Raw genomic sequence first — 25,913 nt, 5'->3', positions numbered from 1 at the left:
CCCGCTACTCAACCCTTCGACGCTGCGAGCGATGCGTCGAGATCGCGCGCCGCCAAGCGATAATGTGCCAGACCGCGCCATGTAATCAAAATCGCCGGCGCGCCAAGCAGGATCACATAGCCCGAAAGAACGAGGCCGATATTCCGGGGATCTCCCGAAAGATCGGTCGCCGCGCCGATGATCGGCGGGCCGAGCAGCGGGCCGATCAGCGAGATGACGGTGTTGAAGATCGCCATCGACTGGGTGCGAACTTCGCCCGGCGTGATCCTCGCCATCGATGCGGGGCCTCCCGCGGTCGCCACGGACTTGCCGATGAAGGCGATGAACATGAAGACCACCGCGATCTCCGGCGTCGGCATGCTCGGGTAGAGCGCGCTTGCGGGCACGCAGATCAACAGGCCGAGCAGCAGCACGCGCATCGAGGCGTCGATATGCCGGGCCCCCAGTTGCTTGTGCGCCCATACCGCCACCGCGGTGCCGATCGGCCCGGCGGTGAAATAGAAGGCGCCGGTGACGAGCCCGGTTTCCGCCACGCCCCAACCCCACACCCGCGAGAACAGGGGCACGTTCCACAAGGTCAGCGCGCTCAGCGCGAAATTGCAGGTGGAACCCACGAACAGCGATCCAAAACCGCGCCAGCGCGCGAAGATATATTGGAAAGCGTACCAGCCGTTGCGGCCGATGGCGGTCCGTTCCTGGCGCTGCGGTTCGCGCACCGTCATCATGAGGCCGGCGAAGACGAACCCGGGGATGCCGACGAGCACGAAGGTTGCCTGCCACGGCGCCAGCGTACCGAACAGCGGCCAGGTGACATGGCCCAGTTCATGAAGTTCGCGGACGAGGAAGCCGCCGAGCAGGAAGGCGAGGCCTGCGCCCAGATAGGGGCCTGCCATGTACACGCTGATCGCGCGCGGACGATCCTTGCGTTCGAAATAGTCGCTGATCATCGAGACAGAGCAGGGGCTGACCACCGCCTCGCCGAGGCCGAGGCCCAGCCGCATCAGGAACAGCGGCAGGAAGGTTGCGACGAGGCCGCTGCTGGCCGTCATCGTGCACCACAGCAATATGCCTGCGATCAGCAGATATTTGCGGTTGGACCGATCTGCGTACCAGCCGAGCGGGATCGCGACGATGATGTGGAACAGCGAGAAGGCCGGTCCCAGCAGCAGGCCGATCTGGAAATCGCTGAGCTTCAGCGCTTCCTTGATCGGCTCCACCAGCAGGCTGAGGATGAAGCGGTCGAAATAGGAAAGGATGAAGATCAGCAGCAGGAGGATGACGACGTACCAGCGATAGCCGGCGCCCTGTCTGTCCAGTATCACGTCGCAATCCCCCGATGCAGCGGGGTCTGCCCCGCCGGGTGTTTCAGAATGTCGGTGTGGTGATGGTGCTGCCTGTTCAGGCGGGCTTGCGGCTGCCGAACACATACCAGCCGCCCTTGCCGTGGCGCGGGCGGCCCGGCTCGTCCCACGCGAAGGCGGCGGCGCGATCGGGATAGGCGTTGATGTCCGGCAGGATGTGCGCGAAGCTCGCCGCGCGGTCGAAACCGGCATTGGCCATCAGTTCGATCGGATCCTGGTTGCGGAACGCGGTATAGGCCGGTTCATTGTTGTTCCGCGTGTCCCAGTTCCAGAAATAATTCTCCCAGGCGTCGACCAGATGGTGCGCGGGCAGTTCCTGATGCACCATCAGCCCGCCGGGCTTCAGCAGCCTCTGGCATTCGGCAAGCACCTTCTTCGTCGCCCACACCGGAATCTCGTGGAAGAAGAAGCTGGAGACGATCAGGTCGAAATGGCCGTCAGGGAAGTTCGTCTGCTCGGCATTCTGCTGGCTGAAATGAACCGGCAGGCCATGATGCTCGGCCACCGCATGGCCATAGCGCAGCAGCGGCGCGCCGACATCGATGCCATGCGCCTCGACGCCCTCGAACGCCTCGACATAGGGCAGCAGATTCTTGCCCGACGTCGTGCCGATATCGAGCATGCGCAGCGGCCGGACGTCGGGATAGGTGGCCTTGATCCAGCGGCTGACGACGCGGGCGACGCCGCCCCATGAGCGGTGGCTCTGCTGCGCGGTGAACACGCGCGCACCGAGATTGACCACCGCGCCCTGCGCGACATCGTCGGCGGTGAATTCGCTGTGGAAGCAGCCCGGCGTCAGATGGACGTCGAGCGTGGTGACATAGGCGGGCACCTCGAACGCGGGGTCGAGCGTGAGCGAGCCGCCCGCCGGGTTGCGCTCCGCCGCGGCGCGCGCGACCGCGACCAGTTCGGGAAGGGCGCGCTCCACCTCGGGCTGCACCGAAAGGAAGCACATCTCCTGCGCATTGTAGCGCAACGTGGAATAGAAGCGGTAGCTCGCCTCATTCTCCATCGCGCGATCAATCTCGCGCCAGCTTGCCGGCGCGGCGGGCAGATTCGGCGCGACGCGGCCGCGATAATCGCTCTCCAACGCGTTGGCGAAATCCTGGATCGCATGGCGGCGCAGCACGCTGCAGAAACGCTGCCGCGCGACCTCGTCATGCGTGGCATGGGTGACTGCCTCGATGTCGGCGACCGCCGAGTTGGTGATGGCGCGATCCTGCATTGCGACCCTTTCGCTGCGCGGCCAGTTCCTGCATGTTCCAAATGTCAGAACATCGTTCCGAATCGGAGCGTATCACTTGGATTGCCTGCCAGCAATCGCCCAATGCGCCTGACGCAAAAGGATTTGCGAGGCGCAAAAATCCGTTTGGACAAGTCGATTACTATTAGAGATAGTACAAATGAAACAACCCTCTTTGGCTTGGGCGGGGCAATGGATAGCGAGATCATCGTCGTGGGTGCCGGCCCGGTGGGGCTGACCGCCGCCTTCCTGCTCGGCCAGCGCGGAATATCCTGGACGCTGATCGCCGAGGAGGCGGTGCTGGCGACCGATCTGCGCGCCTCCACCTTCCATCCGCCGACGCTGGACCTGCTCGATCGCTTCGGCCTTGCCCAGCCGCTCATCGCGCAGGGGCTGCGCAGCTCGACCTGGCAGATCCGCATGCACGAGACCGGCGAGCGCGCCGAATTCGATCTCGCGGTGATCGCCGGGGACACCAGCCATCCGTTCCGGCTGCAGTGCGAACAGTCGAAGCTCTGCGCGCTGCTGCTCGATCGGCTGGCGCAGGATCCCAACGGCCGCGTGCTGCTCGGCATGCGCAGCACCGGCTTCCGGCAGGACGAGGACGGCGTCACGCTGTTCTCGCGGCCCGCCGGCGCGCCCGAGGACGCCGAGCCGCAAGCCTTTACTGCGCGCTTCCTGATCGGCGCGGACGGCGCGCGCAGCGTCGTGCGGCGGGAGGCGGGGATCGCGTTCGCGGGCAAGACCTACCCCGAGACGACGATCCTCGCGACGACACGCTTCCCTTTCCACGAGCGGCTGCCCGACCTCTCCAACGTCAACTATGTCTGGAAGGCGGGCGGCACCTTCAGCCTGCTGCGGCTGCCGCATCTGTGGCGCTGCAGCCTCTATCCCGATCATGACGAAACGATCGAGGATGGGCTGCAACCGCAAAGCATCGCCCGCAAGCTGCAGGAAATCGCACCCGACCCGGCGGGACATGAGGTGCTGGAGACGCGCGCCTATCGCATCCACATGCGCATCGCCGGGGATTATCGGCGCGGCCGCGTGGTGCTGGCGGGCGACGCCGCGCATCTCAACTCGCCCTCGGGCGGCATGGGCATGAACGGCGGCGTCCATGACGCGTTCGAACTGGTCGCGACGCTCGCCGAGATCCGCGAAGGCGCGTCGCTCAACCTGCTCGATCGCTATACGCGCCGCCGCCGGCCGATCGCCGAGCAGGAAGTGCTGGCACAGGCCGACCGCAACCGCGCGCGCATGCAGGAGCGGGACGGCAGCAAGCGGCAGGAGATGCTGGCGGCGTTGCAGAAGACGGCGCGCGATCCCGAAGCGGCGCGCGAACATCTCTTGCGCAGCTCGATGATCGCCGGCCTGCGCCGCGCGGCGGCGATCGGCTGATGATCGGCGGCTATGATTATGGCCGAGCGGGGCGGATCGGCGTCGGCACGCCGCAGGCCAACCCGACGGTCGAGGCCGAACTGCGTATCCTCATGCCGCCGGCGGTGAGCCTCACCGTGCTGCGGCTGACCAGCAATGCCGCGGCACCGGCGGACCGGCTGCGCGCCTATCTGCTCGGGCTGTGCGAACAGCTCACCGCGTTCGACAGCTTCCGCCCCGACGTGTTCGGCTTCGGCTGCACCGCTTCCGCCTATCTGGTCGATAGCGGGGACGAGCGCGCAGTGCTCAATTTCTGCGAGGATCGTTACGGCTATCCGATCGTCACCGCGGCCGACGCGATCGACCTCGCGCTGAGCCGGATCGGGGCGCGGCGGATCGCGCTGCTCTCGCCCTATCCGCCCGAGCTCGCGGTTGCCGCCATCCGCTACTGGCGGGGCCGGGGCTATGAGGTCGCGGCCACCGGCACCGCCGGCGATCTCGGCCCGACCGGCGATACGCGCGGCATCTATGCGCTGGGCAGCGCCGATGCCGGTGCGGCGCTTGCGCGCGCCGATCTCGCCGGCGTCGATGCGGTGCTGCTCAGCGGCACCGGCATGCCCTCGCTGCCATTGATCGCGGATGCCGATCTCGGCGTGCCCCTTCTGTCCTCCAACCTGTGCCTCGCCGCCGCGCTCTGCGCGCGGCTGGGGCTGGGCGATCCGATCGATCCGGCGTCGGCGCCGGGCCAAGCCTGGCGCGAGCGTTGCCGCGCCGCCACTGCCATTGCCGGGAGAGAGTGATGACCGAACTGATTACCGCGCTGATCGACGGCGAGACGGTCGCCACCGGCGATGCGCCCATCGCCGTGATCAACCCCGCCGACGGCAACCTGATCGCCGAACTGCCCGAGGCCGATGGCGCGACGGTGGACCGCGCCGTCGCCGCCGCGCGCCGCGCGTTCGACGAGGGGACATGGCGCCACATGGCGGTCGACAAGCGCCAGGAGGTGCTGCGGCGCTGTGCCGATCTGATCGATGGGGCCGCCGACGAACTGGCGGACATCGAAACCGCCAACACCGGCATCCCGCGCAGCCAGCTCCGCAACCGTTCAATCCGGCGCGCCGCCGACAATTTCCGCTTCTTCGCCGACTATATCGGCCAGAGCGTCGGCGACCTCTACGAGCAGAACCCCGACTATCTCACCTTCGTGCGACGGGAGCCGGTGGGCGTCGCGGCGCTGATCTCGCCGTGGAATTCGCCGCTGGCGCTGGGATCGATGAAGATCGCCTCGTCGATCGCGTTCGGCAACAGCTGCGTGCTCAAGCCGTCCGAACAGGCGCCGCTCGGCATCAGCCGGCTGGTCGCGCTGCTCGGCGATGCCGGGCTGCCGGAGGGCGTGGTCAACCTCGTCAACGGCCGCGGCGCCACCACCGGAGACCGGCTGATCCGCAACCCTGGCGTCGACGTCGTCACCTTCACCGGCGGCACGCCGACCGGCCGGGTGATCATGCGCACCGCCGGCGAACTGCTGAAGCCGGCGACGGTGGAACTGGGTGGCAAGTCTGCGAACATCATCTTCGACGATACCGATTTCGAGCAGGCGGTGGACGGCGCGTTGCTCGGCATCTTCACCAACAATGGCCAGCAATGCCTTGCCGGCTCGCGCATCCTCGTCCAGCGCGGCATCGCCGATCGCTTCATCGAGGCGTTCGTCGCGCGCACCCGCAACATCCGCGTGGGCGATCCGCTCGATCCGGCGACCGACATCGGCCCGCTCGTCTCGCAGCGCCACATGCAGCATGTGCTGAGCTTCGTGCCCGAGGCGGGATCGGGCGATGCGCTGCTCACCGGCGGCCGCCGCGCGCCGCAGTTCGAACGCGGCTGCTATGTCGAGCCCACCGTCGTCCTCGCCTCCTCCAACGATGCGCGCGTCTGCCAGGAAGAGATTTTCGGGCCGTTCGCGGCGCTGATCGTGTTCGACACCGACGAGGAAGCCTATCGCATCGCCAATGCCAGCCGCTTCGGGCTGGTCTCCTATGTCTGGTCGCAGAGCATCGCGCGGATCATGGAGGCGCAGCAGCGCATCGAGGCGGGTATCGTCTGGTGCAACACGCCCATGATGCGCGAACTGCGGGCGCCGTTCGGCGGCTACAAGGATTCGGGCGTCGGCGCCGATGGCGGGGCCGCCTGCGAGGCCTTCTATACGCGCCAGAAGACCGTCACGATCCCGCGCCGGCCGATCGCGCTCAGGAAACTCGGCGTTTGAGCGCAGCAACGCCCGCCCGATAATATGGGCGGGCGTAGCGAAGCAGGCCGGGCATGGCTCCCGCTCGCACCCTGGATTTCGTTGGTCGACGGATCCTGGGTTCGTTCACCCCAACGCCGGCCGCGCCGCGTCCACGATCTCGTCCCCCCGCGCAATCCACGTGCGCGGCCGTGCCGCGAGGTCGGTCAGCAGATCCTCGAAGATGTCGATGCGATAGGGCAGGCCGATGATGTAGGGCGTCAGGTTCAGCGGGAGCATGCGGCCGCCGAAGCGGTTCGCCTCGCCGTCGAGCAGCGTATAGGCGTCGCGCAACTGTTCGGCATAGCCGTCAACCGAGTGTTGCTGGTTGACGAGGATCTGCCGGTCCGAAAGCTCATGGTTGAGCGGCAGGTTGACGATCTCGCCAGCCTCGGTCGCGAAGCGATAGGGCAGTTCGTCGTTCACCCAGTCGCACATATAATCCAGCCCGGCCTCGACCAGCAGCCGCGGCGTGTTGAACGATTGCGAGCGGGCGATCGAATGCCAGCCGCGCGGGCGCGTGCCGGAGACCTTCTCCAGCGTGTCGAGCGAGCGCAGGATGATGTCGCGCTCCACCGCCGCGTCCATGCCGCCGGCGATCGTCGCGTTCATGTCGGTCGAGTGGGCGACGATCTCATGTCCGCCCGAGACGATGTCGGCGATGATCGAGGGATAGCGCTCCGCGACCGTGGCGTTGACCGCGACCGAGACGCGCGCGCCCACCTTCGCAAAGGCGTCGAGCAGGCGATAGAAGCCCACCCGCGTGCCATATTCGCGTGCGGTATAGTGCCGATAGTCCGGATAGGCGGTCTGCATGTGGCCCGGCGCGCGGAACGGCTTGTCTTCCGGCGTGATGGGAAACCATTCGAGGTTGACCAGCATCCATAGCGCAACCCGCTTGCCGTTCGGCCAGGTGATCGGCGGCCGCTCGAACAGGTTGGACCAGCGATAATGCTCATGGTCCATGCCGTGGCGGCGCTTCGGATAGTCGAGATAGGCGGGATCGAGCGCCATCAGCGGGCCTCCCTGGCATAGCGGGCCGCGTCGGCCACCGCCGCGTCGTAATCGTTGGCGAGGAAATGATCGGCGATGTCGCCCGAGCGGGTGATCCATGCACGGCCGTCGGCCGCGATGTGGCGCAGCACCTCCTCGAACGGCCCGATGCGGTGCGGCTGGCCGACCAGATACGCGTGCAGCGGAATGCACATGACGGTGCCCGAAGTCTCACCCTCCGCCGCCAGCCGCTCGAACTGGCGGATCAGTGTCTCGGCATAGGCGCGCGGGCTCATATTATAGACCGAGAAGCCGTAATGATCGTTGACCTCGAGGCTGTAGGGCATCGAGATCAGCTTGCCGGACTTCACATGCACCGGCCCCGGCTGGTCGTCATGATAGAGGTCGCAGGTGTAGGTCAGGCCATACTCGGCGATCAGGTCCAGCGTGCGCGGCGTGTGGGTGAGCGCGGGGGCGAGCCAGCCCTTGATCGTCTGGCCGGTCGCGGCGCGCACCGTCTGAATCGAATCCTCGATCAGCGCGCGTTCCTGCGCCTCGTCCATCCCATAGGAATAGCGGGTGTTGTAGGCGCCATGGCTGAAGAATTCCCAGCCCAGCGCGTTCACCTGCTCGACGATCTCCGGGTGATGCTGGCACATCGCGATCGACAGCGACACCGATCCCTTGAAGCCGTGCCGCGCCATGACGTCGACGAGGCGCTGGTGGCCGACGCGGTTGCCATAGTCGCGGTGGCTGTAGCCGACGACGTCCGGATGCGGCTTCGCCCAACTCTTGCGGTGCGGGTTGGCGGGCGGATCGAGCTCGTAGAATTCGATGTTGGGCGACACCCAGACCGCGACCGTCTTGCCTTCCGGCCACGCGATCTTCGCACGATCGCGATAGGGGCGAAAATCATACAGGCCGGGATCGGCCTCACCCTCGCGCATCAACGAGCCTCCAGCCAGTCGATTACCGTCTGCACCGGTTCGACATCGGCATATTTGAGCTGGAGGTCGGTGAGGTTGGCGAAGTGATAGCTCTCATGCTTGTCCGCGCAGGTCTCGATCGGGACGATCGCGCGGAAGCCATGAGCCAGCGCATCCACCGCGGTCGCGCGTACGCAGCCGGAGGTGCTGCCGCCGGTTACTACCACCGTATCCACCTTGTGCCAGCGCAGATAGGAATTGAGCGGCGTTTCGAAGAAGGCGGAGGGCATGCGCTTGGTATATTGCAGGTCGTTGGCATCGATCTCGCAGCGCGGATCGAAGGCGTGGCGCTCGCTGCCATATTTGATGTTCTGCAGCGAATCCTCGGTGTTGGTGCGCGTGCCCCATACGCCCGCATCGCCGGCATCGTCCTTGTAGGCGACATGACTCCAGATCACCGGCATGCCCCTCGCGCGGGCGAGGCGCGAGATGGTGTTGGTATATTCGATCTGGCGCGGATCGGTCTCATAAGCGGTCTTGAACATGTCGATGCGGGTATAGGCCTGCTGGAAGTCGACATTCACGATCGCCAGCTTCTCCCCGAAGCCGAACTTGCGCCGCGCGGGGTTGGCCATCACCTCTTCGAAGAGCTGGCGTGCTGTCTTGTCCTCACGCACCATCTTCGTGCCGATGATCGTCATGCTACCTCCTTGATCGGCTGGCGGTCCGCCGCCCTGTTGAACCCCAGCGGGACCCCCGCATCCGGAATGAAGCCGTAGAGCGGCTCGCCCGGCACCGCCGCCGCCAGAATCTCGCGCACCGCCACCAGCCGGTCGATGTCGATACCCGTGCGAAGGCCCATCGCCTCCAGCATGAACACCAGATCCTCGGTGACGATGTTGCCCGATGCGCCGGGCGCGAACGGGCAGCCGCCGAGGCCGCCCAGCGAACTGTCCAGCGTCGTGAGCCCGCATTCGAGTGCTGCGAGCGCGTTGGCAAGGCCGAGCCCGCGCGTGTTGTGCAGATGGATGCCGGTGAGCGCGGCGTTCCCCACCGTGCCGCGCACCAGCGCGATCAGCCGCTTGACCGCGGCGGGATCGGCAAAGCCCGTGGTATCCGACAGGCCGACCTCGTCGCAGCCTGCCGCCATCAGCCCTTCGGCAAGGCGCGCGATCTGCGCGTCGGGGATCGCGCCTTCCAGGGTGCAGCCGAACGCGGTGGAAAGGCTGCCCTCGAAATGGGGGCGGCGTTCGGTCGGCAGGGCGGCGATCATGCCGGCGATCGCGCGTGCTTCTTCCAGCACCTGCGCATGGGTGCGGCGCAGGTTGCGCAGCGAATGCGTCTCCGATACCGACAGGGGCAGGGTGATCTTGTGCGCGCCCGCTTCCAGCGCCGCTTCGGCACCGCGGGCATTGGGCACCAGCACGGCAACCGTCAGGCCCGGAATCGTGAGGGCGTGCGTCACGACCTCGCGCGTGTCGGCAAGCTGCGGCAGGATCCTGGCGGGCACGAAACTGCCCACCTCGATCTCGCGGACGCCGGCCGCGGCTTCGGCGGTGATCCACGCCTTCTTCGCCTCGATGGGCATGATCGGGGCGATGCTCTGCAGCCCGTCCCGCGGGCCGACCTCGCTGACGAGGATGTCGATGCCGTCCATGGCGCTCATCTGCTGTGCATTCCGACTCTGGTTGCCTTATTTGTTCTATTTCTATATCAAATAAGCCACGTCATACAAGGCGTGGGGCCACAAACGGAATCAAGATGGACAAGGATGCGTTGCCGCTCGCCGGCCTGAAAGTCGTCGAATTCACCCATATGGTGATGGGCCCTGCGGTTGGCGTGATCCTTGGTGATCTTGGTGCCGAAGTGATCAAGGTGGAGCCGGTGGGCGGCGACCAGACCCGTCGTCTGCTGGGCTCGGGCGCCGGCTATTTTCCGATGTTCAACCGCAACAAGCGCAGCATCTGCCTCGATCTCAAGGCCCCCGACGGCCTAGCCGTCGCGCGCCGGCTCGTCGAGGACGCGGATATCCTGATCGAGAATTTCCGCCCCGGTACGCTGGCCAAGCTCGGCCTGTCCTATGAGACGCTGTCCGGGGCCAATCCGCGGCTGATCTATTGCTCCGCCAAGGGTTTCCTCTCCGGTCCCTATGAGAAGCGCGCCGCGCTGGACGAGGTGACGCAGATGATGGGCGGCCTCGCCTATATGACCGGCCCCCCCGGCCGGCCGCTGCGCGCGGGCGCATCGGTGATCGACATCACCGGCGGCATGTTCGGCGTAATCGGCATCCTCGCCGCGGTGGAACGTCGCCACCGCACCGGCAGGGGCGGCGAGGTGCTCTGCTCGCTCTATGAGACCACCGCCTTCCTCGTCGGGCAGCACATGGCGCAGCAGGCGGTGACCGGCAAGGCGGCGGCGCCGATGCCCGTCCGCATCTCCGCCTGGGCGATCTACGACGTGTTCGACACGATGCGGCCCGGAGAGCAATTGTTCGTCGGCGTCGTCAGCGACCAGCAATGGGCGGCCTTCTGCACCGCGTTCGGGCTGACCGAACTCGGCGACAATGCCGATTATGCGAAGAACAACCAGCGCGTGCTGGCGCGCGACCTGATCCTGCCGCAGGTGCGCGCGCTGTTCGCCGGCATGCGCCGCGAGGATCTGGTGGCGAAGCTGGAGACGATCGGGCTGCCCTTCGCGCCGATCACGCGGCCCGAGGATCTGTTCGACGATCCCCATCTCAACGCCGGCGGCCTGCTCGACCTCACCCTGACCGACGGCACGCCGACGCGGTTGCCCGGCCTGCCGGTGGAGATTGACGGCGAACGGCTCGACCTGCAGCGCGATATTCCACAGATCGGCGCGGACGGCGATGCGCTGCTCGCCGACCTGGGCTTAACGCCCGAGCGGGTGGCGGAAATGCGCGCGGCGGGGAGCATCGGCTGAGATGGGCCTGACGCTGTTCGAGAAGATCTGGAATGCCCACGCCATCGCCGATCTGGGCGATGGCGTGGGGCTGCTGCTGATCGATCGAGTGATGCTGCATGAGCGCACCGGCAGCGTCGCGCTCGAAAGCCTTGCGGAGGCCGGGCGGCCGGTGATGGCGCCTGCGCAGATCTTCGTCACGATGGACCATATCGTCGATACGCTGCCGGGCCGGAGCGATCATACGATCATGCCCACCGGCACCCAGTTCATCACCGCGACCCGCAAGGCCGCGCAGGCCGCCGGGCTGACCTTGTTCGACATCGGCGATATCGGCCAGGGCATCGTCCATGTGATCTCCCCCGAACAGGCGATTGTGCTGCCCGGCGTCAGCCTCGTCTGCCCGGACAGCCACACCTGCACGCAGGGCGCGATGGGTGCACTTGCCTGGGGGATTGGATCGACCGAGGCCGAGCATGCGCTCGCCACCTCCACCTTGCGCGTCCGCAAGCCGCGGACGATGCGGATTTCCGTGAACGGGCGGCTCGGGCGGGGGGTGACGCCCAAGGATCTCGCGCTCCACATGCTGGCGCGCTTCGGCGCGGCCGGCGCGAATGGCTGCATCCTCGAATATGCCGGGGAGGCGGTGCGCGCGCTCGATGTCGAGGCCCGGCTGACCCTTTGCAACATGGCGACCGAGATGTCCGCCTTCTCGGCGATCATCGCGCCCGACGAGACCGTGTTCGCCTATCTGCAGGGTCGCGCCTATGCACCGACGGGCATCGAATGGGATGCCGCGCTCGCCGACTGGCGCACATTGTGCTCGGACGCGGATGCGGTGTTCGACGTCGAGCATGTCGTTGATGCTGTGGATATCGCGCCGATGGTCACCTGGGGGACCAGCCCGCAGCACGCGGTGCCGATCGGTCAGCCGGTGCCCGCGTTCGAGGCAACCGGCACGCGCGACACCCGCGCCGCCTATGATCGCGCGCTCGCCTATATGGGGATCGAGGCAGGGCAGGCGCTTGAGGCGCTGCCGATCGACGCGGCCTTCATCGGATCCTGCACCAATGCCCGCCTGTCGGACCTGCGCCGCGCCGCCGCGGTGCTCAGGGGCCGGCATGTCGCGCCGCATGTGAAGGCGATCTGCGTGCCCGGCTCCACGCGCGTCAAGGCGGCGGCCGAGGCCGAGGGGCTCGACCGTGTGTTTCGCGACGCCGGATTCGAATGGCGCGAGGCGGGCTGCTCGATGTGCTTCTTCGCCGGCGGCGAGAGCTTCGGCCACCGCCAGCGCGTCGTCACCTCCACCAACCGCAATTTCGAGAGCCGGCAGGGGCCCGAGACGCGCTCGCATCTGGCATCGCCCGAAACGGTGGCCGCCTCGGCGATCGCGGGTATGATCGCCGATCCCCGCCGCCTGGGGTCAGCATGAGCGCGCAACCTTTCATCCGCCTGGCCGCCGTCGCGCTGCCGCTGGTCCGTGACAATATCGATACCGACGCGATCATCCCGTCGCGCGAGATGAAGTCGGTCTCCAAGAAGGGGCTGGCCGACGGTCTGTTCGCCGGCTGGCGCTACACCGCGGTCGGCGGGCGCGATCCCGATCCCGATTTCGCGATGAACCAGCCGTGCTATCGCGATGCGGCGATCCTGCTCGGCGGCGCCAATTTTGGTTGCGGGTCTAGCCGCGAGCATGCCGCCTGGGCGCTCGCCGAACAGGGCTTCCGCGCGATCATTGCGCCCAGCTTCAACCCGATCTTCCGCGGCAACTGCATTCGCAACGGCATCGTGCCGGTCGAACTGCCGCGCGCGGTGGTGGAAGAAATCGCCGCCGGGGTGGAGGCAGATGCCGCGGCGACCGTCGCGGTCGATCTTGAACAGGGTTTCGTTGCGTTCGGCGCGGGGCGCTGGGATTTCGCGCTGGAAGACGAATCGCGCGAGATGCTGCTCGAAGGCAAGGATGCGATCGAGCTGACCTTCAAGCGCCGTGACGAGATCGAGTCCTTCCGGCGCGCTGATGCGGTTCGGCGGCCGTGGGTGTATCTTGAGCGCGCACGATGAGGGGGCGAAGTTCGCACCGTTACACGGGTTGAACCGTCGAATGCGGTATCAGGGAGCGACGTAGATCTTGCCGAAGTGTGCGGACAGCCGCTCCGCCTCAGATGCCATGGACGCCGCAGCCCGGCATCTACGATCAACATCAGTCGCGGTGCCGGATGATCTGCTCGCTCATACCTCCCCTGTCGGCTGGAAGCATATTGATTTCTCCGGCGATTTCCTTTGACATCGCGCCGCCGCTTCCGTTGGCCGCAGGTCCCTCGATCTACCACCGGATAGCCGTGTCGCGGCGGGCGCCGATTGTTCTCCCTTAGCGTTGTTTAGCGTACTCTCGACGCTATGCCTTTTTGACGCTATTCTTTGGCCGCCCGCAAGGGAACGAGCGCGGGGGAAGGTTTCCAGCAATTTTCTAGGCTCGCTGCGAAGCCATTCGCCCACGCCCCAGGACTGCCCGGCTGCAGCCAGCCCTCATAGCGCGATCGCATCAGGTAGTCGCCAATCTCGAACGAGATCTTGTCGGCGTGCAGCACGATCTCGGGCAGTTGGCTGGTCTGATCGAGCACCGATGAGAATCTGAGGTTTTGGGCAGTTCCGAGGTGATCGTCCCCCGGTTCGAAGGACACGCTGAGTTATCCGGTCATGCGCTGCTCGACTTGCTCGGGTGTGAGATACCCGATGGCCGAGTGCATGCGATGCCGGTTGTCGTAGCCCTCGATGTATCCGAACAGCGCCTGCCGTGCCTTGGCCTGCGTCGCCCATCGGCACTGATGGACCAGTTCGACATTCAGCGTATGGAAAAAGCTCTCCATCGGAGCATTGATGCTCCTATGTCGGTCAAGTGCTTTTCACGGATGGTGATGCCGCCTTTCCGGTGCAGAGGTGCTGGTAGATTTCGCGGGCGATATACCGCTTGAGGCACCGCCGGATTTCGCGCGGTGACTTGCCTTCGGCGGTTCGGCGCTGGACGTACTCGCGGGTGCTCGAAGGGTTGCGGGCCTGGTCGAGACAGAAAACGAGATCCGTGCACGCGTCGCACTGCCAGCGGCGCCCTGAAAATCGGTCTGGCCCGCTCGCTACCGGAGTACCGGATATCCCGATGCGATCGCCGTCGCTGCGCGGTCGAGGATCACGTCATATTGCCCGGCGATGGGTGCGCTGAACCCCGCCAGAAATAGCGCATCCCGGCATTCGGCGAGTGTGTCGTCGGCCATGGCTGCGGTGAGCGCGGTCTGCAGGCGACGGATGGTTACCGCATCGGCATTTATGGGTGCGACATAGGGCGGAGCAGGGGCAGTCGGGGTGTAGCCGAGGATGCGCGTGCCGGTCAGCATCGCCGGCTGCCAGCGCGCGACGAAGGCATGGACGACACAATCGACCGTCGCGATGTCAGCCCGACCGCTGGCGATCGCGGCTATGCTCGCGACGTGGCTATCACTCGCCAGCACGGAAGCGAAGAACGCCTGCCCGTCGGCCAACGGCGCGACGATGCTGCGGAAGGCGTTGTAGCCGGCATGCGAGTAAGCGCGGCTATAGGCGGCCCGGCTGCCCCGGAAATCGGCGAGATCCAGTCCCGGATGATCGGCGGGGACGAGGATCGCGCTTGCATAGTTCGGACCGTCGCAGCCCGGCGCCGCGCAGTGCGGCACCGCGACCGGCGTGACGTGGCTTCGCAGTTCGTGGGTGGCGAGGTAGCCGCAGGTCTGGCTGATCAGCAGCGACGGCGATTGCCATTGTCCGATGAGATCGCCTTCGCGGAGCAAGGCTGGGAACGGGGTTCCTACCCCCGCTGCAACGAGATGGCGTGCGAGCCCTCGCCACCACGCATCGGTTACCTCGCGCGCATCCGGGAAGTCGTAAATTGGCAGGGTCGCGAAGGTCGCGATAGCAGTGCTCACGCCACCGCGCGCTCGGCATCCGCGTCCTGGTCGAAGATCTCCGCGGTAAACGCCTGCGCCAGACGATGGAGTTCCGGCCCAAGCACGCGGTCTTCCACGACCGGGCGGACGTGGCCACGGATCATGTCGACGAAGCCGCGCAGCATCGGCGGCGCCTGCCGGCCGGTCACGAACAGGGCCTGCGCCGCGATCACCGCCAGCATGGCCAGCGATGCATCGAGGCAACGCCCCGCCGTCGCCTCACGCGAATAAGACAGGAAGGCTGGCGTGCCGACATCGTCCTGGCCGGCGCCGCCGGTGTCGCTGCCGGGGATGAAGCTGGTCTGCGCGGCTGCCTTGGCCTGTTCGATATAGCCAGCCATCGCCATTGGGATGTAGCCAATATTGCCCCGGCCGTCGCTGTCTCCGGCCTCGCGCCCGACCAGCAGCATGTCCGGCATGTGCGAGGCGCGACCGTCGAGCAGCTTCACGGCATGGCGCGCGCAGAGCTGGGCGAGATCGGCCCAGGTCGCGGCCAGGTCGTCAAGCGCGGGCGCAGCAATGGCATTGTGGTAGCCGCCTGTGCTGATGCAGCGACCATGGGGATGAACGATGTCCGGCGGCAGATAGACCGGATTGTCGGATACCGAGGAAAGCGACACCGCCGCCGCGTGCTCGGCGCCGGCCAGGGCACGATGGGCATGACCCAGGATGCGCGGGACGATGCGATAGCTGACCGGCGCCTGATAGTTGCGCCGCCCTTCGCCCGCGCCGACGAGCAATGTAAGCAAGCTGTCGAGCGCGATCGCCTCATGCTCGTCGCCCCACAATCCAGCGAGCGCCATGTCATAATGTTCCAGCGGGGCGCTGAACGCCTCGATCGACAAGGCAAGGGTGCGGGTGGCAAGCGCGATCCGCCTTCGAGCCGCCAATGCTCCTTCGGCAACCAGTGCGGCGGCGCAGGGCGAGCCGTTGATCAGCGAGCCGCGCTCCTTCACCTGCAGATCATAGCCTTCGGACAATCCCGCAAACAACGGATAGAGCGCAAGGATCTCTCCGGCGCCGCCCTGTCCCGACGCCGGTACCGCGGGCATCGGCTGGCCGTCGAGCAACGCCGCCACGGCGAGCGCGATGCGTGGTGTCGTCGCGGCATGCCCGTCGAGGAAATTGGCGAGGCGCGCCAGCACGATCCCGCGCACGACGCGCTCGGGCAGGTCGTCGTCGAACGAAGTGGCGGCAGCAAAAGGCTTGAGCCGGGCGTGGCGATCGCGCTGGGCGTGGGTCAGCCGCTGGCTGGCGAGTTCGCCCATCGACGTCGTGACGCCGTAAATGATCACGCTGTGGTCGTTCTCGATCAGATCCATGAAGGACTGGCGGCAGGCGGCGATGCGTTCGATCGCGGCCTCCGAGATGCGCACGGGTTCATGCTGCCAGGCGACGCGGCGATAAGTGTCGAGCGTGATGTCGTGCCGGGTGGTGAGGAGCGCCGCCATCCTAGGCGAACTCCGCATGAACCGTCTCGCGCCCGTAGAAGAGCTGGCGGGCATAGGCGCTGAACGTGACGTTCGGTTCGCGAACATAGCTCAGTGCCGCCATCAGCCGCTTGCGCGGCCCGGTGCCGGGTGTGACCCGGTGCAGAGAAAAATGGCCGCGGAACAGCGTCAGTGTACCAGGTGCCGCGTCCGTCCGACACAGGCCCTCGGTGCCGCCGGCGAGGATGGCGGCGACCGCGGGATAATTCTCGTCGTCGGCGCTGCGCAAATTGGGCACAAATTCGAACGTGCCGCCGGCCTCGCATTGCTGGAGCGACAGCGTGATCGCGAAATCGGTGCGATCGAAATGCCAGCCCAGTTCCTGGCCCTCGGCATGGACGTTGATGTTGAGCGCCGCCATCGGATCCTGGTGGCGGTAGAGCCTGGGTTCGCCGAGCACGGCGGCGACAAAGGCGAGCACCGCATCCCATTCGTAGATCGCGCGCAGCAATGATCCGCGCGGAATCAGATCATAGGGCACATTGCCCTTGTTGGTGCGAACCCTGTGCCGCCGCGGATGATCCGGCGGCAGGGTGTGGTCAGGCGGATCGAAATAGACATTATGCTCGGTGGCATATTGATGGGTGTGGTCTTCGAGCCCGTTCGCTTCCTCGGCAAGCAGCGTGATTGCATCGGGCCTGAGAAAACCGGGAAGATCGAGGGCGCCCGAACGGGCCAGTCGGAGGCGACAGGACTCGACAAGCGCCTGGCCTTCAGGTCCGTCGAGATCGTCGATGGGATAGGTCGCCAGATCGATCAGCGACGCGGCCGTTGGCGATACGCTGACATCCTGTGTTCCCATGAGACCTCCCTGTTGCGACTGGATCGGCCTCTCCCCGGCTGGACTTCGATTGGTCCTGTTGATCGATAGTAGGAACGGGTGCACGATTAGCGAAATTCCGAATTTTCAACGATAGCATGAAAATCGATCATGGGGGTATGGGCCAGTGTTCCAGCCGAGCCTAGAGATACGCCATCTGCGCATGCTGCAGGCGATGGCGGTTACCGGAAACGTCACGCAGGCGGCGACGATGCTTGGCCTGACCCAGTCGGCGCTCAGCCACCAGATCCGCGAGGCCCAGCGGCGGCTCGGCGTCGATCTGTTCGTCAAGGGCAACAAACGGATGGAGATGACGGCGGCGGCGCGCAGCCTGAACGAAGAGGCGGGCCGCATCCTGGCCCAACTCGAACGGGTCGAAACCGACGTCGCCAATGGTGCTTCGGATGCCCGCCAGATCGTGCGGATCGGCTGCGGCGCCTATAGCGGCTATCGCTGGCTGCCGCGATTCATGAAGGGTTTTCAGGAACAGGCCGAGGATATCGACATCGAAGTGGTTGCCGATGCCACGCGCCGGCCGATCAACGCGCTGATCGAGCGCAGCATCGACATCGCCGTGACCTCCGGCACGCCGAGCAAGGCGGCGACCCGATCGTTGCGCCTGTTCCGCGACGAACTGATCCTGATCATCGCGCCGGATCATCCGCTGGCGGATCGCGGTTTCATCGTCGCGGAGGATCTCGCCGACCAGATCTACATCTCATACAGCGACATCGCCGAGAAGGGTCATGAATATGACAGCTTTCTCAAGCCGGCGCAGGTCAGCTACCGCAAGATGCTTAAGGTCGAACTGACCGAGGCGATCATCGAACTGGTCATCGGCGGTTTCGGGGTGAGCATCCTGTCGCGCTGGGCGGTCGGGCCCTATCTTCGCTCAGGCGCGCTGCGTGCGGCGCAGGTCACGCGCAAGGGGCTGTTCGTCAGCTGGCACGCGGTGACGCGCAAGTCCGAGGGCACGGACTGCCCGGCGTGGCGAATGGCGACCGCGCTCCAGCACTGGTGCGAGACCGACCGCGAAGCGTTCGGCCACAATATCGGGCTGGAGCATCATGATCCGATTTGATGGATGTGATGAAAATTATGAAATTCATTCGTCCGCCCGATCTCTCCTATGCTGCGGTTGCGAACGCCGGAGACGGCAGCGCCCTGCAACGGAGATCGCGGCATGACGACGGGACTGGCCAACGCTGACACGGCGCCCCGGCAAGACATCGGCGCGGATGGCTTCACGCCGATCGCGCGCGGCGAGCCCGGCGAGGCGGCAATCGCCGCACTCGAGCGTGACGGGGTGGTGCTGTTGCGCGGCGGGCTCGGGCGCGAATGGGTGGATCGGCTGGACCAGGCGATCGACGAGGCGATCGCGCTCGCCGGGCCGGATTCCTACACCGTGGCGATGCCGGGCGAGCCGGGCTTCTTCTTCACCGACAATTTCATGTGGAAGAAGATACCGGCGTTTCGCGACTTCGTGTTCGACTCCCCGGCGGCCGACCTGGCGATGAAGCTGCTGCGGTCGCGAACGCTCAACTTCTATTTCGACTTCCTGCTGGTGAAGGAACCGGGCACGAGCAGCACCACGCCGTGGCATCAGGACCATTCCTACTGGCCGGTCAACGGCCAGCAGATCTGCAACATCTGGACGGCGATGGACGTGATCCCGAAGGAAAGCGGACTGCGCTTCGTCAGGGGATCGCACCGCTTCGACACGCTGTATCGCGCGGTGTCGTTCGATCCGCGTACCCACCATCCGCACGAAATCATGGATCGGCCGCTGCCGCCCGATTTCGACAGCCTCGACCATGAGATACTGGGTTGGGACATGGAACCGGGCGACAGCCTGATCTGGTATTCGCGGACCTTCCACAGCGCGCCCGGCAATTTCGGGTCCCGCCGCCGTCGGGCGCTCTCGACGAGCTGGTTCGGCGACGACGTGACCTATAACGATATCCCGCCCGGTACCGGGCCGGCCTCGCGCGGCGAGGATCTGGTGCAGGGCGGACCGATGACCTGCGCGACCTTCCCGCGGGTGCGCTAGATGCAGCGGCTTCGCGTCAGCCAGGCCTTGTGGGCGATGGAGCGGCGGCGCCCCGACGGCCTGGAATGGCCGCTCGACGTGCAGCTCGACATGATCCGCGATGCCGGTTTCGATGGCGCGGGCGTGGATTTCGCTGATCTCGGCCATGCCCGCATCGTGACGGACACGCTGCGCGCCCATGGCATGATGTGGCATGCGATGTGCAATCCGCGGACGGTAGACGAACTGAAGCCGATCATCGCCCATGTCCAGGAACTGGGCGCGGACCATATCAACCTTCAGCCCAACGTCAGGCCTTATACGCTCGCCGAATGCTTTCCCTACCTCAAAGGCTGGCAGCGGCTTGCCGCGGATTCGGGCATCCCCGTCCATATCGAGACGCATCGCGACCGGATGACGACGGACCTGATGCTGACGCTCCAGCTCCTCGATCATTTTCCCGACCTCCGGCTGACCGGCGACCTCTCGCATTTCCTCGTCGCGCGCGAATTCCAGTGGCCGGTCGACGAGGAGAATCATCGGCTGGTCCACCGCATCCTCGATCGGTGCTGGGGCTTTCACGGCCGCGTCGCCAGCCGCGAGCAGGTTCAGGTGCAGATCAGCTTCCCCCACCAGCGCGACTGGGTCGATGTCTTCATGGGCTGGTGGGAATATGGTTTCCGCAGCTGGCGCGCCCGCGCACCCGAAGACGCCACGCTGACCTTCCTGTGCGAGCTGGGCCCGCGCGAATATGCAATGACCGGGGCGGACGGATATGAATTGTCCGATCGCTGGATGGAATCGCGCATGCTGATGGACATGGTCCGCGCGCTCTGGGCCCGGCTTGATGCGGAGGCGCGCGTCGGGCACCCTTTCGCAAGCGCGGCAAGGGGTTAGATTTTGGACCGGGGGGACAGCCATTGATCTGGGCCGTGCTGGCGCGACGTATCCCGCTCGCGCTCGTCACGCTCCTGATCCTGAGCATCCTCGTTTTCTTCGGGGGCCAGCTCTTGCCCGGCGATGTCGGGCGCGCGGTGCTGGGGCCGCTGGCCGATGCGCGATCGGTGGCGCGGTTCAATCACGAGATCGGCGTCGATCGCCCCATCCTCGTCCAATATTGGGACTGGATCTCCAACTTCGTCGGCGGCGACATGGGGATCTCCTACACTTTCCGCTCGCCGGTCGCCCCGTTCGTCGCCGAGGCGCTGGCGAACTCGCTCAAGCTGGCGGCGCTCGCCTTCTGCATGATCGTGCCGCTCGGCATCGCCGCGGGCGTCGTCGCGGCATTGCGCGTCGGGCGGTGGAGCGACCGGCTGATCACCGTCACCGGCCAGTCGCTCGGCGTGGTGCCGGAATTCATCTCGTCGCTGGTGCTGATCCTGGTGTTCGGCGTGTGGCTGAAATGGCTGCCGATGTCCGCCGACTGGCCCGACGGGGCGGGGCCGCTGACGCAGCTCCGCTATCTGATCCTGCCGGCGCTGCCGCTGGTGATCCTGTTCTTCGGCTATGTCGCGCGGGTCGCGCGGAGCGGCGCGGTCGAGGCGCTCGACGCCGACTATACGCGCACCGCCATTCTCAAGGGACTGCCCTGGCGGATCGTGCTGATCCGCCACGTCCTGCGCAACGCGCTGCTGCCCACGGTCACCGTCGCGGCGAGCCTGGTCGGCTATCTCGCCGGCGGGCTGGTCGTGGTCGAGACGCTGTTCCATTATCGCGGGATCGGCAGCCTGATCTACACCGCCGCCAAGGCGAAGGATTTTCCGATGCTGCAGGCGGGCGTGCTGACCATCGGCATCCTCTACGCGATCGGATCGATCGCCGGCGATCTCATCAGCGCCGCGCTCAACCCGCGGCTACGGTGATGGCGAACGAACGCCTCCGCGCCGCCTTGCGCTCGCCGACGCTGCACGCTGGCGTCGGCATCATCCTGTTCTGGACGGTGTGCGCCTTCTTCGGCGAGCGGCTGGCGCCGACCGATCCCTATGCCGACAACCTGCTCGCCACGCTGGCGCCGCCATCCTCCGCGCACTGGTTCGGCACCGACCAGCTGGGCCGCGACATCTTCTCGCGCGTGCTGATCGGATCAACCGATATCCTCACCATCTCGCTGGTCGCGACCTTGCTCGGCACACTGTGCGGCGCCGTTCTCGGCCTTGCGATCGGCTATTTCGGCGGCATGGTCGACGCGCTCGCAGGGCGGGTGATCGAGGCGCTGCAGGCGCTGCCGCTGGTGATCGTCGCGCTGATGGCGCTGGCTGCGGTCGGCACTTCAAACCTGCCGGTGATCCTGGTGATCGCCTTCACCTTCACCCCGCTGATCGCACGCACCGTGCGCACCGCGGTGATGATCGAGAGCCGGCTCGATTATGTCGCCGCCGCGCATCTGCGCGGGGAGGGCGCGCTGGCGGTGATGTTCGTCGAGATCCTGCCCAATGTCGTGCCCCTGATCGTCGTCGAGATGACGGTGCGGCTGGGGTTCGCCATCTTCTTCGTCGCCTCGCTCAGCTTCATCGGCTTCGGTATTCAGCCGCCATCCGCCGACTGGGGGCTGGCGATCGCGGAGAATTACAGCCTGATCGGCAGCTATTGGTGGACGGTGCTGTTCGATGCCGGGGCAACCGCCTCGCTCGTCATCGGCTTCAACCTCGCCGCCGAGGGCGTGCAGGAGGTGTTCGAACTGTGACCGCCCCCGATGCGCTCATCCTTGAAGGGCTGACCGTCGCCTACGAGACCGGCGGGCGTGAGAAACGCGTGCTCGATGCGCTGGCGATCCGCATCGGCGCGGGCGAAGCCTTCGGGCTGGTCGGCGAATCCGGCTGCGGCAAATCGACCGCCGCCTTCGCCGCGATGCGCTATCTCGCGCGCAACGGCCGGGTCAGCGGCGGACGCATCTTGATCGACGGCCGCGATGTGATGGCCCTGTCGCCGGCGGGGCTGCGCGCGCTGCGGCGGGAAAGCGTGGCGATGGTCTATCAGGATCCGGGCCGCGCGCTGAACCCGTCGCTGCGCGTCGCCCGCCAGATGACCGAACTGTTCGAAGCGGCCGGCGTGCGGGGGGCCGCGGCGCGGCAGAAGGCGCTGGAGATGCTCGCCCGCGTCCGCATCGCGCAGCCGGAACGGGTCATGGCAAGCTATCCGCACGAATTGTCGGGCGGGTTGCAGCAGCGCGTGGTCATCGCGATGGCGCTGTCGACCAATCCGGCATTGCTGATCCTCGACGAACCGACGACCGGCCTGGATTCGACGGTCGAGGCCGAGATCCTCGACCTGATCGCAGCCCTGCGCGCCGAAACCGCAACCGCGATCCTGCTGATCAGCCACAGCCTGCCGGTGATCGCGCGGATGTGCGACAGGGTAGGGGTGCTCTACGCCGGCGTGCTGGTCGAGGAAGGCTGCGCCGCCGAGATCTTCGCCGATCCGCGCCATCCCTATACGCTCGGGCTGCTGCGTTGCGCGCCCGAAAAAGGGCGCCGCAAGGAAGAAGGGCCGCTCGAGGCGATCCCCGGCTTCCTGCCGGCGCCCGGCAGCAGCTTCGCGGGCTGCATCTATGCCCCGCGCTGCCCGATGGAGCGGGACATCTGCCGGACCGATGCGCCGCCACTGCGCGATCTCGGCGGACGGGCGAGCCGCTGCCATTTCCCCGAAGCGGTGCCTGACATTCCGCCGCAGGCCGCGATCGCGGATGCACGCATCGGCAAGGTGGCGGCGGACACGCCGATCCTCAACGTTCGGAACCTGACGAAGACGTTCACCGTGGGCGGCAAGGCGCTGCACGCGGTACGCGACGTCAGTTTCGATCTGCGCGCGGGCGAGACGCTGGGGCTGGTGGGAGAATCGGGTAGCGGCAAGAGCACGCTCGCCAAGATGCTGCTCGGCCTCGTCGGCCCGGACGATGGCGGCGCGATCCTGCTGGATGGCAAGAGCCTGCCCGCGCGGGCAAGGCGGCGGGCGCGGGCACAGCTTAAATCGCTGCAGATGGTCTTCCAGAATCCCGGCCTCGCGCTCAACCGGTCGCACAGGGTTCGGCACCTGATCGGCCGCGCGCTGCGCCTGACCGACGCGGACAGGCAGGAGCGGGCACAGCGCCTGCAGGCGATGGCGGAGAATGTCCGGCTGACCCCTCACCATCTCGACGAGACGCCTGGCCATCTTTCGGGTGGGCTTAAGCAGCGCGTCGGCATCGCCCGCGCCTTTGCCGGCGAACCGCGGATCGTCGTGTGCGACGAGCCCACGTCCGCGCTTGACGTTTCGGTGCAGGCGGCCATCCTGAACCTGCTGGTCGATCTGCAGGTCGATCGGAACGTCAGCTACATCTTCATCTCGCACGATCTCGGCGTGGTGAATTACGTCTCGGATCGGGTTGCGGTGCTCTATGTCGGGCGGCTGCTCGAAATCGGTCCGACCGCGCGGGTGCTGGCGGGGCCTCACCATCCCTATACCGAGGCGCTGGTTTCGGCGAGCCCGACGCTGGTCAGTCGTGGCCGCGCACGCATCCGGCTGGAGGGGGAGATTCCGAGCCCGCTCAACCCGCCATCCGGTTGCATCTTCCAGACCCGCTGCCCGCGCAAGCTGGGCACGATCTGCGAGGAGCGCGAGCCCGACCTGATCGACGCGGGCGGCGGCCATGCGATCCGCTGTCACATCCCCGCGGCCGACCTCGCCCGTCTTCAGTCTATTTCGGGCTGACCCGGTCGAGATAGAGCTGCGACATCGCCGTGGGCCGCACACCCTTGATCCGGCTGGTCGTCACCGACAGCCAGTCGTAGAAATAGGCGGTGATGACGGGGGTCTCGTCGAGCAGCAGAAGCTGGATCTGTCGGGCGGAATCGCGCTGCGCCGCAGGATCGAGCGCGGCGATATAGCCGGCGACGAGCCGGTCATAGTCGCGATTTCGGAAATGAGCGGCATTGAACGGACCGTCGCTGCCCAGCGTCGCAGTCAGATAGGTGTTCGGCACGCCGCGATGCGCGTAATCCGAGATTCCCATGGCCGAATCCAGCCAGTCCGACTGACCGAAGGCGGCGCGGCCATAAAAAGCCGCCTGGTCCTCGACATTGAGGCTGAGACCGATGCCGATGGCCTTGACCGCATTCTGCACGACCACAGCATAATCCGGGATTTCCTGGAAGCGCTCGGTGGTCAGCGTCACCGCGAACCCGTCCGCGTGGCCAGCGGCGGCCATCAGCTCCCGCGCCTGGCGCAAATCCTTGCGCCGCTGCGGCACGCTCGGATCGGTCGCGGCATAGATCGGCGCGAACGGATGATCGTTGCCGGGCGTGGCCTTGCCGCGGAACATGCCGGTGACGAGCTGGTCACGATCGAGGCAGAGCGCAATCGCGCGCCGCACGCGCTTGTCGGTGAAGGGCGGCATGTCGGTGCGCATGTGGAGCTGCTCGTGTGCGCTCGACTTCAACGCGAGGACGTCGAACGCCGGATCGGCGAGCAGCGCCTGCGCGCCATGAACCGGCACCTTCAGCAGCACGTCGAGCTGCCCGCCCTGCATCGCCAGCACCTGAGCCTGGATGCTTTCATAGAAGAGGAACACCGTCCGGTCCGGCAGCGCCTTGGCGCCCCAATAGGCGTCGTTGCGTACAAACGAGGCGCGTGCCTTGGGGACATAGCGTTCGAGGCGAAACGGCCCGGTGCCGATGAAGCTTGCCTCGAAGTCACCTCTGAAGTCCGCCGGCAGTATGATCGCATTGAAATTGTCCGACGAGACCAGATAGGGAAAGCTGCCATTGGGCGCATCGAGATGAAACTCGACCGTCTCGTCATCCACGTAGCGCGTGCCGCCCTTGGACAGCACGCCGTTAAAGGCCGACAATGCGATCGAGCCGTTGGCCGGATCTGCGAGACGATCGATCGTGGCAACGACATCCGCCGCGGTCAGCGACCGGCCGTCGTGGAAGGCGACGCCGGTGCGGATCGTGAACGTCCAGATGCTGCCGTCGTGATTGGGCCGCCAGCTCGTCGCCAGCATGGGCTTCAGAGTCAGATCATGATCGGACAAAGCAAGATATTCACCGGTCTGGGACAGCATGCAGACGCCACCCGTATCTGCAACCGTGATCGGATTGATCTGCCCGGCGGGCACCGGCATGCCGATGCGAACGACACCGCCCGGCCGCTCCTCGCCATTTTCCACCGGGCGGCTGCATCCCATCGCCGCGAGCAACGGCGCCGACATGCCGACCGCGCGGGCGAAGCGGATGAAGCTGCGTCGATCGATGGCGCCCGTCTGCCATTCGTCGATCGCGGCATTCTCGATGGGACCGGCGAGACCGCGAAGGTGCTCGATGCGATCCCCGTTCATCGGCCTGCCGGCTTCGGCCATATGGAAAACGGAAATGCGATCATCTCACGACGCTAGGGCGGAGGAACGACCAAGTTAAGGCGTATCTTGGCGAAAGGCCGCGCATCAGCAATCCTTTCGAGCTTCTCTCGGAAATCCTATCGGCTCCTTCGGAACGATCGGTTGACCCTCACAGGTTTCC

Annotated in this window: 23 protein-coding genes and 3 pseudogenes; 13 read left to right on the top strand and 13 right to left on the bottom strand. The window is 66.2% G+C overall.

Annotated features, from left to right (window positions below; translation table 11 throughout):
* Nucleotides 1–8: 8 nt before the first annotated feature.
* Together NX02_RS13100 and NX02_RS13095 are read right to left on the bottom strand one after the other, a co-directional pair.
* Complete coding sequence (locus NX02_RS13100) at nt 9–1,322, bottom strand: MFS transporter (RefSeq protein ID WP_025292651.1); 1,314 nt, start codon at nt 1,320–1,322, stop codon at nt 9–11.
* Between the two features lie 76 nt (nt 1,323–1,398).
* Complete coding sequence (locus NX02_RS13095; RefSeq protein WP_025292650.1) at nt 1,399–2,586, bottom strand: class I SAM-dependent methyltransferase; 1,188 nt, start codon at nt 2,584–2,586, stop codon at nt 1,399–1,401.
* Nucleotides 2,587–2,796: 210 nt separating this feature from the next.
* On the opposite strand from NX02_RS13095, the gene NX02_RS13090 reads away from it, so the two are divergent.
* The 3 genes from NX02_RS13090 to NX02_RS13080 are packed head-to-tail and all read left to right on the top strand — an operon-like array spanning nt 2,797 to nt 6,247.
* Nucleotides 2,797–4,002 carry an FAD-dependent oxidoreductase gene (locus tag NX02_RS13090; protein ID WP_039996571.1) on the top strand — a complete coding sequence of 402 codons (1,206 nt, stop codon included), beginning with the start codon at nt 2,797–2,799 and terminating at the stop codon, nt 4,000–4,002.
* Entirely contained in the window at nt 4,002–4,781 is a 780-nt protein-coding gene (locus tag NX02_RS30705) for a maleate cis-trans isomerase family protein (protein WP_025292648.1), read from the top strand. Before NX02_RS13090 ends, NX02_RS30705 begins: the two co-directional genes overlap by 1 nt.
* On the top strand, nt 4,781–6,247 hold the full coding sequence (locus tag NX02_RS13080) for an aldehyde dehydrogenase (protein WP_025292647.1): 1,467 nt from the start codon (nt 4,781–4,783) through the stop codon (nt 6,245–6,247). Before NX02_RS30705 ends, NX02_RS13080 begins: the two co-directional genes overlap by 1 nt.
* A 105-nt stretch (nt 6,248–6,352) precedes the next feature.
* Here the strand turns inward: NX02_RS13080 and NX02_RS13075 are convergent, their stop codons facing one another.
* Genes NX02_RS13075 through NX02_RS13060 form a run of 4 tightly spaced genes read right to left on the bottom strand, consistent with a single transcriptional unit; the run spans nt 6,353 to nt 9,850 of the window.
* On the bottom strand, nt 6,353–7,279 hold the full coding sequence (locus NX02_RS13075) for a polysaccharide deacetylase family protein (protein ID WP_025292646.1): 927 nt from the start codon (nt 7,277–7,279) through the stop codon (nt 6,353–6,355).
* The gene (locus NX02_RS13070; protein WP_025292645.1) at nt 7,279–8,205 is read right to left on the bottom strand and encodes a polysaccharide deacetylase family protein; all 927 of its coding nucleotides are present in this window, start codon (nt 8,203–8,205) and stop codon (nt 7,279–7,281) included. The genes NX02_RS13075 and NX02_RS13070 overlap by 1 nt, the downstream gene beginning before the upstream one ends.
* Complete coding sequence (locus tag NX02_RS13065; RefSeq protein WP_025292644.1) at nt 8,205–8,885, bottom strand: isochorismatase family protein; 681 nt, start codon at nt 8,883–8,885, stop codon at nt 8,205–8,207. Before NX02_RS13065 ends, NX02_RS13070 begins: the two co-directional genes overlap by 1 nt.
* The gene (locus NX02_RS13060; RefSeq protein ID WP_245648841.1) at nt 8,882–9,850 is read right to left on the bottom strand and encodes a hydroxymethylglutaryl-CoA lyase; all 969 of its coding nucleotides are present in this window, start codon (nt 9,848–9,850) and stop codon (nt 8,882–8,884) included. Before NX02_RS13060 ends, NX02_RS13065 begins: the two co-directional genes overlap by 4 nt.
* 95 nt (nt 9,851–9,945) lie before the next feature.
* Here NX02_RS13060 and NX02_RS13055 point away from each other — a divergent pair, with 95 nt between their 5' ends.
* From NX02_RS13055 to NX02_RS34085, 4 genes and pseudogenes are all read left to right on the top strand, one after another.
* Nucleotides 9,946–11,127 (top strand): CaiB/BaiF CoA transferase family protein, encoded by a 1,182-nt coding sequence (locus NX02_RS13055; protein WP_025292642.1) that lies wholly within the window; start codon nt 9,946–9,948, stop codon nt 11,125–11,127.
* Between the two features lies 1 nt (nt 11,128).
* Nucleotides 11,129–12,538: a 3-isopropylmalate dehydratase large subunit gene (locus NX02_RS13050; protein ID WP_025292641.1), complete on the top strand. Its 1,410-nt coding sequence runs from the start codon at nt 11,129–11,131 to the stop codon at nt 12,536–12,538.
* Nucleotides 12,535–13,167: a 3-isopropylmalate dehydratase small subunit gene (gene leuD, locus NX02_RS13045; protein WP_025292640.1), complete on the top strand. Its 633-nt coding sequence runs from the start codon at nt 12,535–12,537 to the stop codon at nt 13,165–13,167. Before NX02_RS13050 ends, leuD begins: the two co-directional genes overlap by 4 nt.
* Before the next feature lie 106 nt (nt 13,168–13,273).
* Nucleotides 13,274–13,453: pseudogene (locus NX02_RS34085) on the top strand (hypothetical protein); the annotation flags it as partial.
* 64 nt (nt 13,454–13,517) lie between these two features.
* On the opposite strand, the gene NX02_RS13040 reads toward NX02_RS34085, so the two are convergent.
* The 6 genes and pseudogenes from NX02_RS13040 to NX02_RS13020 form a co-directional block, all read right to left on the bottom strand.
* Entirely contained in the window at nt 13,518–13,787 is a 270-nt protein-coding gene (locus tag NX02_RS13040; RefSeq protein WP_158014010.1) for a hypothetical protein, read from the bottom strand.
* A 6-nt stretch (nt 13,788–13,793) separates the two neighbouring features.
* Nucleotides 13,794–13,982 (bottom strand): annotated as a pseudogene (locus NX02_RS13035) (IS3 family transposase); the annotation flags it as partial.
* Between the two features lie 16 nt (nt 13,983–13,998).
* Nucleotides 13,999–14,142: pseudogene (locus tag NX02_RS32430) on the bottom strand (IS110 family transposase); the annotation flags it as partial.
* Nucleotides 14,143–14,237: 95 nt separating this feature from the next.
* Nucleotides 14,238–15,059, bottom strand: coding sequence for a phosphate/phosphite/phosphonate ABC transporter substrate-binding protein (locus NX02_RS13030; protein WP_084717762.1), 822 nt, complete (start codon nt 15,057–15,059; stop codon nt 14,238–14,240).
* A complete protein-coding gene (locus NX02_RS13025; RefSeq protein ID WP_025292636.1) occupies nt 15,056–16,531 on the bottom strand; it encodes an aromatic amino acid lyase in 1,476 nt (491 codons plus the stop codon). The genes NX02_RS13030 and NX02_RS13025 overlap by 4 nt, the downstream gene beginning before the upstream one ends.
* Before the next feature lies 1 nt (nt 16,532).
* Entirely contained in the window at nt 16,533–17,372 is an 840-nt protein-coding gene (locus NX02_RS13020; RefSeq protein ID WP_025292635.1) for a HalD/BesD family halogenase, read from the bottom strand.
* Nucleotides 17,373–17,517: 145 nt separating this feature from the next.
* Here NX02_RS13020 and NX02_RS13015 point away from each other — a divergent pair, with 145 nt between their 5' ends.
* From NX02_RS13015 to NX02_RS12990, 6 genes are all read left to right on the top strand, one after another.
* Nucleotides 17,518–18,471, top strand: coding sequence for a LysR family transcriptional regulator (locus NX02_RS13015; RefSeq protein WP_158014009.1), 954 nt, complete (start codon nt 17,518–17,520; stop codon nt 18,469–18,471).
* A gap of 102 nt (nt 18,472–18,573) precedes the next feature.
* Nucleotides 18,574–19,440, top strand: coding sequence for a phytanoyl-CoA dioxygenase family protein (locus NX02_RS13010; RefSeq protein ID WP_025292633.1), 867 nt, complete (start codon nt 18,574–18,576; stop codon nt 19,438–19,440).
* Nucleotides 19,441–20,316 carry a sugar phosphate isomerase/epimerase family protein gene (locus NX02_RS13005; protein WP_025292632.1) on the top strand — a complete coding sequence of 292 codons (876 nt, stop codon included), beginning with the start codon at nt 19,441–19,443 and terminating at the stop codon, nt 20,314–20,316. It begins immediately after the preceding gene.
* A gap of 35 nt (nt 20,317–20,351) precedes the next feature.
* Nucleotides 20,352–21,281, top strand: coding sequence for an ABC transporter permease (locus NX02_RS13000; protein ID WP_245648840.1), 930 nt, complete (start codon nt 20,352–20,354; stop codon nt 21,279–21,281).
* Nucleotides 21,281–22,102, top strand: coding sequence for an ABC transporter permease (locus NX02_RS12995; protein ID WP_025292630.1), 822 nt, complete (start codon nt 21,281–21,283; stop codon nt 22,100–22,102). The genes NX02_RS13000 and NX02_RS12995 overlap by 1 nt, the downstream gene beginning before the upstream one ends.
* A complete protein-coding gene (locus NX02_RS12990; RefSeq protein ID WP_025292629.1) occupies nt 22,099–24,105 on the top strand; it encodes an ABC transporter ATP-binding protein in 2,007 nt (668 codons plus the stop codon). Before NX02_RS12995 ends, NX02_RS12990 begins: the two co-directional genes overlap by 4 nt.
* On the opposite strand, the gene NX02_RS12985 is transcribed toward NX02_RS12990, so the two are convergent.
* Nucleotides 24,092–25,732, bottom strand: coding sequence for an ABC transporter substrate-binding protein (locus NX02_RS12985; RefSeq protein WP_025292628.1), 1,641 nt, complete (start codon nt 25,730–25,732; stop codon nt 24,092–24,094). The genes NX02_RS12990 and NX02_RS12985 overlap by 14 nt on opposite strands.
* Between the last annotated feature and the right edge of the window lie 181 nt (nt 25,733–25,913).

The sequence above is a fragment of the Sphingomonas sanxanigenens DSM 19645 = NX02 genome, assembly GCF_000512205.2.
In the GTDB taxonomy this organism is placed as follows: domain Bacteria; phylum Pseudomonadota; class Alphaproteobacteria; order Sphingomonadales; family Sphingomonadaceae; genus Sphingomonas_D; species Sphingomonas_D sanxanigenens.
The sequence above is the reverse complement of the archived record's forward strand: the minus strand, read 5'-3'. Positions and strand labels throughout refer to the sequence as shown.